The organism is Corallococcus praedator (assembly GCF_003612125.1).
Taxonomy (GTDB): domain Bacteria; phylum Myxococcota; class Myxococcia; order Myxococcales; family Myxococcaceae; genus Corallococcus; species Corallococcus praedator.
Genome location: NZ_RAWI01000370.1, coordinates 1 through 9176 on the forward strand (window position 1 = coordinate 1; position 9176 = coordinate 9176).

The following is a 9176-nucleotide window of genomic DNA, read 5'->3' on the forward strand; positions in this document are numbered from 1 at the left end:
GACCACAACCTTTCCACCCGCTCCTGGGGTCCATCAGATTTCGGTGAACAGCTCCTGGATGTCCTGCTCCGTGAGCGTGCGGCCCATGTCGTCCCCGTCCGTGCCGAGCACGCCGGCGGCGAGCTCCCGCTTGCGACGCTGGAGGCTGAGGATCTTCTCCTCCACCGTGCCGCGGGTGATCAGCTTGTAGCTGATGACCGCGCGCGTCTGCCCGATGCGGTGCGTACGGTCCGTGGCCTGATCCTCCACGGCCGGGTTCCACCACGGGTCGAAGTGGATGACGTAGTCGGCCGCGGTGAGGTTCAAGCCGGTGCCGCCCGCCTTGAGGCTGATGAAGAACAGCGGCGGCCCGTCCGGACGGTTGTACTCGTCCACCTTGCCCATGCGGTCCTTGGTGCGACCGTCCAGGTACAGGTAGGTCATCCCCTTCTTGTCGGCCTCCTGCTTCAAGAGCTCCAGCATCTCCGTGAACTGGCTGAAGACGAGCGCGCGGTGGCCCTCCGCGATGAGGTCCTCCACGAGCTGCATGAAGCGCTCGAGCTTCGCGCTGGACGGCAACAGCGTGCCGGGCGGCATCTTCAGCAGGCGGGGATCGCAGCACACCTGACGCAGGCGCATCAGCGCGGCGAGGATGGACACGCGGCTGCGCTTGAAGCCCACCTTCTCGATGGAGTCGTTCACCTTGCGGCGGCTCTCCTCCAGCACCTCGCGGTAGAGCGCGGCCTGGCCGGGCTCCATCTCGCACCACGCGACGCTCTCCGTCTTCGGCGGCAGGTCCTTGGCCACCTCCGTCTTGAGCCGGCGCATGATGAAGGGCTGGATGCGCCGTCGCAGCCGGTCCTTCGCGGTGGCGTCGTTGGCCACCTGGATGGGCTGCTCGTAGCGGTCGCTGAAGCCTTCCGCGCTGCCCAGGAAGCCGGGCATCAGGAAGTCGAAGATGCTCCAGAGCTCCGACAGCCGGTTCTCCAGCGGCGTACCGGTGAGCGCCAGGCGCGTCTCGCTGGGCAGCGACTTGCACGCCTGCGCGGTGGCGCTGTCCGCGTTCTTGATGTTCTGCGCTTCGTCCAGGATGACGTAGCGGAAGCCCACCTGGGACAGCTGCTCCAGGTCGCGGCGCACCAGCGCGTACGACGTGAGCACCAGGTCCATGCCCTTCAGGTCCTCGGCCCGTTCACGCCGGTCCTGTCCGTGCCACACCATGGCCTTGAGGCCCGGGGTGAAACGCTCCGCCTCGCGCTCCCAGTTGGCGAGCACGCTCGTGGGCGCGACCACCAGCGACGGCTTGTGGCCCTCTTCGTTGGCCACCTTCTGCATCAGGCTCAGGGACTGGATGGTCTTTCCCAGACCCATGTCGTCCGCGAGGATGCCGGACAGCCCGTGCCGGCGCAGGAACCAGAGCCAGGAGAGGCCTGACTCCTGGTAGTGGCGCAGCGTGGCCTGGAGTCCCTCCGGCGCGGCCACCTTCGGCACGCCCGACGTCTCACGCAGCGCGAGCATCGCCTGCCGCGCCTTGGCCTCCACCTCGGTGAACTCGCCCAGGTCCGCGAGCAGATCCAACGCCACCGCCTGATGCAGCGGCAGCCGCGTGCGCGTGCGGCCCGGCATGGCGCCGGCCTCCTCCAGGAGGTCCGCCACGCGCTTGATCTCCGCGGTGTCCGCTTCCGCGAAGGAGCCATCCTTGAGGGGCACGAACTTGCGCCCCGAGTCCAGCCACATGCGGATGGCGCCCAGGTCCACGGCCTGATCGTCGGTGACGAACTCCGCGTCCAGGTCGAACCACTGCACGCCGCTCATGCCCACGCGGATGCGCGGCTTGAGCTTCGGACGCAGCCGCACCTTGGGGGCGGTGACGCCGTAGCGCTCCCACTCCTCCGGCAGGCTCGCCAGGCCCCGCGCCCAGAACTCCAGGGCCGCGTCGCCCGTCGCCTCGAAGGCCAGGGTGGGCACGTCGAAGCGCATCCCCTGGTCCATCAGCAGCTTGCCCGCGGCGCGCTCCACCTCGTCGCGGCGGCGGTACAGCTTGCGGGCGTCCTCGCCGACGCCGCTGGCGTAGCCCAGGTGGGTCGCGTTGGGCGACACCGCCACCGTCGTCTGGCCGTAGCGCGCGGCCAGCTGCACCTTCACGCGCTCGGCGGCGCCTTCCAGCGTGAGCACGAAGCGCGGCTCCACCGCCTCGTCGACCTCGATGTCGTCCGCCTTCAGCGACATGCGGAAGCGCGGCAGGTGCGCGGCGAAGAACGTCAGCACCCGGTCCAGCTGTCCGGCCGGGAAGGCCATGGACGGCTCCAGGAGCCACTTGCGCAACAGGCGCGGCGGGAAGTCCGGCTCCACCGGGTGGAGGTTCTGCGCCTGGATGACCCAGGTGCGCCGCCCCGCCAGCACGATGACGTCCTTGAGCGGCAGGCCCACGCCGTCCGGGAACAGCAGCTCAATCTGCGCGGTGGCGCCGTCCGGACGCGACTCCAGGTGGATCTGCGGACGCACGGGCGCGTCCATGTAGACGAGCGGCGTGCCCCGGTAGATGACCCGGCGCTGGCGCAAGAGCTCCAGCACTTCGACCAGGTCCTCGTCGGACAGCACGATGCGCGAGTCGTAGCGCTGCTCGTGGCGCGCGAGCACCATGAAGATGCGCTCGTCCGGGGGCGCGATGCGGCTGCCCGTCTGGAGCAGGCGCTTCACGTGGACGGGCCCCTTGGTCTGCGCGTCCTGGCGGCGCACGTCCACCACCCAGTGACGGCCGGTGGAGCCACCGGTGCTCGTGTTGGCGGGGGTCAGCCGGTAGAGGAACTCGTAGTCCGGCAGCGACGACAGGCCCAGCCAGCTCTCCACCTTCGCGAGCGCGGGCAGGGTGACGCCTTCCATCCCCGGCGCGTCGCTGGGGATTTCGACCTCGTCGTCCGCAGGCATCCCGTCGTCCTCCGGCATCGGAGGGGGCGGCGGAGGCGGCGCGGCCTTCTGCGGCGGCGGAGGCGGACGGAAACGCGCGGCGTAGATGAGCGCCACGGCGACGACGTGTTCGCAGTGCGGGCCGGTGGTGTTCCACACCGGGCAGGTGCAGGAAGAAACGACCTTCCCCTCTGCCGGCATCAGGACCACGTCATAGCGCTCGCCCGTCGGAGCCGCGACCTGCGCGCGGATGCGTTCGGGCTCACGTGTCAGGCCGAATACGCGGCGGCCCTCGGCCACCTCTCGACCTTTCTTGAACGTGGGGGGCTGGACCTCGGCCTTGAGGGCGCGAAGCCACAGTCCGTCTTGCGGGGAGAGAGGGTCTCGGGTGTCGGCGGTGGTTTGCACGGCTTGCAATGCCCCAGACTCCTTGGCCTTGGTCGGGGGGAACCGCCTCGCTTAACACAGCGAAGGCTTCCCCGCGCGCGGGAAAAAATATGGCGTCCGCCGGTGGATGACGTCCCCCCGAGCGAAGCTGTGAGATCATCAACGTCCGCCATGCCCTGGTCCCGTCCCCGACCGCCCGCCTTCCGGCCCCTTCCCCCAGGCGCCCCCGTCCAGGGGCACGCCCGGCCGGCCGCTCCCGGCGCCGGGGACACGGGCCGCCTCGGACACCTGGAAGCCCAGGAAGCCCAGGGTGCTGGCACCCGCACTGACCGTCGTCCTCCCGGAGAGCCCCCTTCCATGTCCTTCGACCCCACGCTCGTCTCCGACCTCCAGGCCGTCCTGCGCGACGTGCCGGACTTCCCCAAGCCCGGCATCGTCTTCAAGGACATCACCCCCATGCTGGCCGACCCGCGCCTCTATGGCCGCGTCGTCAACGCCATGTCCGCGCCCTTCCGGGGAAAGCACATCACCAAGGTCGTGGGCGTGGAGTCGCGCGGCTTCCTGCTGGGCGCCCCCATGGCGCTGGCGCTGGACGCGGGCTTCGTCCCCGCCCGCAAGCCCGGCAAGCTGCCCCACCGCCGCATCATCGAGCGCTACTCCCTGGAGTACGGCGCGGACGGTGTGGAGATGCACGAGGACGCCATCCTCAAGGACGAGCGCATCCTCGTCGTGGATGACGTGCTCGCCACCGGAGGCACCGCGGACGCCACCGCCCGGCTCGTCAGCCGCCTGGGCGGGCAGCTCGTCGGCTTCAGCTTCCTCATCACGCTCGACTTCCTGGAGGGCGCGAAGCGGCTGGGCCCCGACAAGGTCACCTCCCTGCTGACCTTCTAGGCCCCTGCCCTTCCCTGGCGCCTCCTCCCGACCCGTCCCCCGGGTCGGGTTGACGTCCGCGCTGGCGCTGTTTATAAGTTGGTCACCCAACCTAGAAACAAATCGCCCATGCCCCGTCCCTCCAACACCGAAGCGCGCCGGGAACAGATTGTCGCCGGGCTGCTCAAGGCCATGGCCGAGCGCGGGTACGAGGGCGCGTCGGTGGCGGAGATTGCCCGGGCCGCGAACCTGAGCGCGGGGCTGGTGCACTACCACTTCAAGGACAAGCAGGAGATCCTCCTGACGCTGGTGGGCTCGCTGGCCTCGCGCGCGCGGCAGCGCTTCGCCACCCGGACCTCGAGGCTCGCGGCGGACGACGCGCGGGGGCGGCTGGACGCGTTCGTGGACGCATTCCTCGCCACCGGGCCGGACTCGGACGTGGCGGCGGTGTCGGGCTGGGTCACCATCAGCGCGGAGGCCATCCGGCAGCCGGAAGTGCGCGTCGCGTACGAAGCGGTGGTGCGCGCGGACCTGGAGCAGTTGGAGTCGCTCGTCGCGGCGGTGGTGGGCAAGCGCCGGGCGCGCCCCCTGGCCGCGGGCCTGTTCGCCGCCATCCAGGGCTACTTCGTGCTCTCCGCGAGCGCGCCGGGGCTCGTGCCTCCGGGGTCCGCGGCGGGCACCGTGAAGCGCATGGCGGCGGGGCTGCTGGATGCGGCGGGGCCCCTGGTCCGGGACGACGCATGACGCGCTTCGGCTCGACGTCGTGGCGGTTTCCTTCCTTCCGGGCCCGCACGGCCGGGACTGTTCGTGGGGTGTCGTGATGACCATCGCGCTCTATGCCGGCAGCTTCGACCCTGTCACCGCGGGGCACCTGTCGGTGGTGCGTCAGGCCGCGCGCCTCTTCAGCCACGTGGTGGTGGTGGTGGCGGTCAACCCGAACAAGCAAACGCTGCTGACCGCTTCGGAACGCGTGGCGCTGGTGCAGGGCGCGGTGGCCCGGCACCCCAACGTCACCGTCACGCACACCGAGGGGCTCATCGTCGAGCTGGCGCGGGAGATTGGCGCGAGCGTGCTCCTGCGCGGCGTGCGGGGCGCCACCGATGCCCAGTTCGAGACGGAGCTCGCGCAGATGAACCGCGCGCTCGCGCCTGAAATCTCCACCCTCTTTCTCCCCGCCGAGGCGCACCTGGCCGAGGTGTCCAGCAGCGCCCTCAAGGAGCGCGTCGCGCGCGGCGAGGACGTGTCCGCCTACTGCCCTCCCGCCGTCGTCGCGATGCTGCGCGAGCGGCTGACGTCTTCCCTCCGGAGCCACCCATGAGCCTGTCCTTCGTTCCCCTCGGCGTCGGTGATGCGTTCTCCGCGCTGTACTACTCGTCGTGCCTCGCGCTGGAGGCGGAAGGCCAGGTGCTGCTGCTGGACTGTCCGCACCCCATCCGCAAGATGATGCGCGAGGCGTCCGAGTCCTCCGGCGTGGCGCTGGACGTGGACCGCGTCAGCGCCGTGGCCCTCACGCACCTGCACGCGGACCATGCCTCCGGCCTGGAGAGCCTGGCGTACTTCTCCTTCTTCGTGCTGCAGCGGAAGATGGAGCTGCTCGCGCACCCGAGCGTCACACGCCGGCTGTGGGAAGGACACCTGGCCGCGGGCATGGAGTGCCTCATCGAGCAGCAGGGCGCGGGCCCCAGCCACAAGCACTTCGAGGACTACTTCACGCACACGCCGCTGCACCTGGAGCGCTCGGTGCGCCACGGCCCGTTCGAGATCGAGTGCCGCTTTACCTACCACCACGTGCCCACCACCGCGTTCCGCATCCGCGCGGGCGGCAGGTGCCTGGGCTACAGCGCGGACACGGCGTTCGACGAGGGCCTCATTGCCTGGTTGTCGGAGGCGGACCTCGTCATCCACGAGACCAACTACGGCGTGCACACGCCCTACGAGAAGCTCGCCGCGCTGCCTGAAACGACGCGAGCGAAGATGCGCCTCATCCACTACCCGGACGGTTTCGACGCGAGCACCAGCGTCATCGAACCGCTGGTGCAGGGCCGGCGCTACACCGTCTGACGGGGAGGCACGCGGTCGGTTGGATGCCCTTCTTCCTCCGGGAAGTTGGACGCGTGCCTTGCGCGTTGCGCCAAATCCGGTCCGCTCGCCTTCATGCGCCGAGTGCGCTACGCCGAGTGGAATTGGCGCTCCCCCGTGCCCCCGCAAGAGAACGACCCTTGATGACGAAGATGACCGTGCGCGCCCGGGCCGCGCTCCTGCCGCTCGCGCTGGTGCTGGCCGCCCACTCCGCTGGAGCCGCCGCACCGACGCCGACGCCCGCACCCGCCGGGGACACCGTCCGCATCACCCTGCTGCACCTCAACGACGTGTACCAGTTCCAGCCCACGTCCCAGAACCGGGGCGGCCTGTCGCGCGTGGCGACGCTGCGAAAGCAGGCGCTGAAGGAGTCCCCGAACGTCCTCACGCTGATGGCGGGGGACACGATCTCTCCCTCGGTGGAGTCCTCCGCGGAGGTGGCGGGCGAGGCGCTCAAGGGCCGGCAGATGATCGACGCGTGGAACGCGCTCGGCGTGGACTACGCGGTGGTGGGCAACCACGAGTTCGACTTCGGGGATGACGTGCTGCGCGCGCGCATCCAGCAGTCGCGCTTCCCGTGGCTGGGCGCCAACGTGATGAGCGTGAAGTCGGGCCAGGTGTTCGACGGGATGAAGGCGTGGGACGTGCGCGAGGTGGGCGGCGTGAAGGTGGGCATCTTCGGCGTGGTGCTGCCGGAGACGCAGAACTCGTCCAAGCCGGGCAAGGACACGCGCATCACGCCGTACTGCGAGGCGGCGAAGCGCTCCGTGGACGAGGTGCGCGCGGCCGGGGCCCAGTTCGTCGTGGCGCTCACGCACCTGGCGGTGGAGCAGGACCGGGAGCTGGCCAAGTGCGTGCGCGTGGACGTCATCATCGGCGGGCACGACCATGACCGCGTGGAGGAGACCGTCGCGGGCACGCCCATCTTCAAGCTGGACGAGGACGCGGTGGACCTGGGCCGGCTCACGCTGGACCTGGATGCGAAGACGGGCGCGGTGAAGAAGCTGGCGTGGAAGGTGCTGCCCATCACCGCGAAGGTGCCGGACGACGCGGCCTTCAACGAACAGATGAAGGCCTACGCGCCGCTGCTCGCCACGCTGGCGGAGCGGATTGGCCGCTCGCCGGTGGCGCTGGATGCACGCAGCGCGCAGAACCGGCTGGGAGAGACGAACCTGGGCTCGTTCCTGGCGGACACGTTCCGCGAGGCGACGGGCGCGGACGTGGCGCTCGTCAACGGGGGCGCCGTGCGCGCGGACCGGGTGCTGCCCGCGGGGAAGATGACGCGGCGGGAGCTGTACTCGCTCATGCCCTACCGCAACGAGCTGGTGGTGCTGGAGGTGACGGGGACGACGCTGCGCGCGGCGCTGGAGAACGGCGTCAGCCTGAGCAGCGTGGACGGCAAGCCGCCCGGCCGCTTCCCGCAGGTGTCCGGCATGCGCTTCACCTACGACCTGCGCAAGCCGCCCGGAGACCGCATCACCAAGGTGGAGGTGCGCGGCCGGACGCTGGACGACGCGGCGGTGTACCGGCTGGCCACGCTGAGCTTCGTGGCCTCGGGCAACGACGGCTACACGATGCTCAAGGAGCAGCCCCAGCTTCCGGCGAGCAAGGACCTCCCGTCACCCTGGGACGCGCTCACCGGGGCCTTCAGCACCGGCAAGCCCGCGCCGAAAGCGAAGCCCCAGGGCCGCATCGCGCTGGTGGGCGCGCCTCCAGGCGGCCTGCGCGCACCGCCTTCGATGAAGTAGCGAAGCCATGGGGAGGGCGCCTCGCATCCGAGCGGTCCGCGTGCCCTGCCGTTGAAGCCGCGAAGCGATGCTACGGCGCGGTCCACCCGCGCAGCCGGTACACCACGCGCCCCGCCAGCTCGCGCAGCATGTCCGTGCTCTGACTGAGCCCTCCCGCGCGCGGCAGCCAGCTCATGCGGGCCGGCGGAATGGGCGAGGAGCGCACGTCCACCGCGAGCGTGTCCGCACGTATCCCCACCGCCGCGAAGCAACCCGCTGCCCTCGGCAGGTGCGCGGCGCTCGTCACCAGCAGCAGGGACTTCCAGCCGTGCCCGCGCACCAGGGGCACGGCGTTGAGCGCGTTCTCGCGGGTGTTGCGGCTGCGGCCCTCCTTCACGATGCGCTCGGGCGCGATGCCCCAGTGCTCCAACTGCCCGGCCAGCACGTCCGCCTCCACCACCGCCTCCGGCCTCGCGTCCAGGGTGCCGCCCGACAGCAACGCCTGCTTCGCGCGTCCGTCCCGCAGCAGCTCGAAGCCCCGCATGATCCGCTCCGGCGCGGCGTTGTACTCCGGCTGTCCCGAGCGCTCCGTGGCCGCCGCGTCCAGCCCTCCGCCCAGCAGGATGACCGCGTCGTAGACCGTCTCCTTCCGGAAGGTGCTCACCGCGCCGCCCTCCGTCGCCCGCGTGAGCAGCGCCACCACGGGCTCGATGGAGAAGGCGTACAGCACCGCGAGCGACGCGAGCTGGAGCGCCACCGACACGCGCACCCGCCTGCGCCACAGCAGGCTGCCCACGCCCAGGAGCAGCGCCCAGGTGAGCGGGGAGAGCAGCAGATCCAACACCTTGGACAGGACGAGGAACATCGCGGGGTGCCGGGCTACCGGGTCTTCCTCCCGCCCGCCAGGTACTTGCGGGCCTCGGCCGCGTCGTCCCCCTGCGGCTCCAGGTCCAGGTAGCGCTGGTAGTGCTCGCGGGCCTCCCGGGCCTGCCCCTTGCGCGCCCCCATCCGCCCCAGCTCCAGGTGACACAGCACGGAGGCCGCATCCACCTCCACGCAGCGCCGGAACTCCGACTGCGCCTGCGTCGCGTTGCCCCCCCGGAGATGATCCATGCCCACGAGGTACGACGCGCTCGCCTCCGGGCGACGGTCCTTCCAGTAGTAGACGAACCCCTTCATGCCCCGGGGCGCGGGCGCGGCCGGCTTGTCCCCGCCCTTCCCGCG

At 70.7% G+C, this 9176-nt stretch carries 8 protein-coding genes; 5 read left to right on the plus strand and 3 right to left on the minus strand.

The window, feature by feature from the left end; translation table 11 throughout:
- Window positions 1–33: 33 nt before the first annotated feature.
- On the minus strand, window positions 34–3303 hold the full coding sequence (locus D7Y13_RS32910) for a DEAD/DEAH box helicase (protein ID WP_233596037.1): 3270 nt from the start codon (window positions 3301–3303) through the stop codon (window positions 34–36).
- Between the two features lie 327 nt (window positions 3304–3630).
- On the opposite strand from D7Y13_RS32910, the gene D7Y13_RS32915 reads away from it, so the two are divergent.
- From D7Y13_RS32915 to D7Y13_RS32935, 5 genes are all read left to right on the plus strand, one after another.
- A complete protein-coding gene (locus D7Y13_RS32915) occupies window positions 3631–4167 on the plus strand; it encodes an adenine phosphoribosyltransferase (protein WP_120538004.1) in 537 nt (178 codons plus the stop codon).
- A 108-nt stretch (window positions 4168–4275) separates the two neighbouring features.
- Window positions 4276–4890: a TetR/AcrR family transcriptional regulator gene (locus D7Y13_RS32920; protein ID WP_120538005.1), complete on the plus strand. Its 615-nt coding sequence runs from the start codon at window positions 4276–4278 to the stop codon at window positions 4888–4890.
- A 76-nt stretch (window positions 4891–4966) separates the two neighbouring features.
- A complete protein-coding gene (gene coaD / locus D7Y13_RS32925; RefSeq protein WP_120538010.1) occupies window positions 4967–5464 on the plus strand; it encodes a pantetheine-phosphate adenylyltransferase in 498 nt (165 codons plus the stop codon).
- Window positions 5461–6207 (plus strand): MBL fold metallo-hydrolase, encoded by a 747-nt coding sequence (locus tag D7Y13_RS32930; RefSeq protein ID WP_120538006.1) that lies wholly within the window; start codon window positions 5461–5463, stop codon window positions 6205–6207. The genes coaD and D7Y13_RS32930 overlap by 4 nt, the downstream gene beginning before the upstream one ends.
- Window positions 6208–6368: 161 nt before the next feature.
- A complete protein-coding gene (locus tag D7Y13_RS32935) occupies window positions 6369–7973 on the plus strand; it encodes a bifunctional metallophosphatase/5'-nucleotidase (protein WP_120585998.1) in 1605 nt (534 codons plus the stop codon).
- Between the two features lie 70 nt (window positions 7974–8043).
- Here the strand turns inward: D7Y13_RS32935 and D7Y13_RS32940 are convergent, their stop codons facing one another.
- Both D7Y13_RS32940 and D7Y13_RS32945 read right to left on the minus strand, forming a co-directional pair.
- Window positions 8044–8817, minus strand: a complete 774-nt coding sequence (locus D7Y13_RS32940; RefSeq protein WP_120585997.1) for a YdcF family protein — start codon at window positions 8815–8817, stop codon at window positions 8044–8046.
- 14 nt (window positions 8818–8831) lie between these two features.
- Window positions 8832–9176: tetratricopeptide repeat protein (locus D7Y13_RS32945; protein ID WP_147452545.1), on the minus strand; the 345-nt coding region annotated here is incomplete at its 5' end.

What these genes read in the sequence shown, in the direction of transcription:
- D7Y13_RS32915 (WP_120538004.1), top strand. Translation starts at nt 3,631, where the DNA reads ATGTCCTTCGACCCCACGCTCGTCTCCGACCTCCAGGCCGTCCTGCGC.
- D7Y13_RS32920 (WP_120538005.1), top strand. Translation starts at nt 4,276, where the DNA reads ATGCCCCGTCCCTCCAACACCGAAGCGCGCCGGGAACAGATTGTCGCC.
- coaD (WP_120538010.1), top strand. Translation starts at nt 4,967, where the DNA reads ATGACCATCGCGCTCTATGCCGGCAGCTTCGACCCTGTCACCGCGGGG.
- D7Y13_RS32930 (WP_120538006.1), top strand. Translation starts at nt 5,461, where the DNA reads ATGAGCCTGTCCTTCGTTCCCCTCGGCGTCGGTGATGCGTTCTCCGCG.
- D7Y13_RS32935 (WP_120585998.1), top strand. Translation starts at nt 6,369, where the DNA reads ATGACGAAGATGACCGTGCGCGCCCGGGCCGCGCTCCTGCCGCTCGCG.
- D7Y13_RS32940 (WP_120585997.1), bottom strand. Translation starts at nt 8,817, where the DNA reads ATGTTCCTCGTCCTGTCCAAGGTGTTGGATCTGCTGCTCTCCCCGCTC.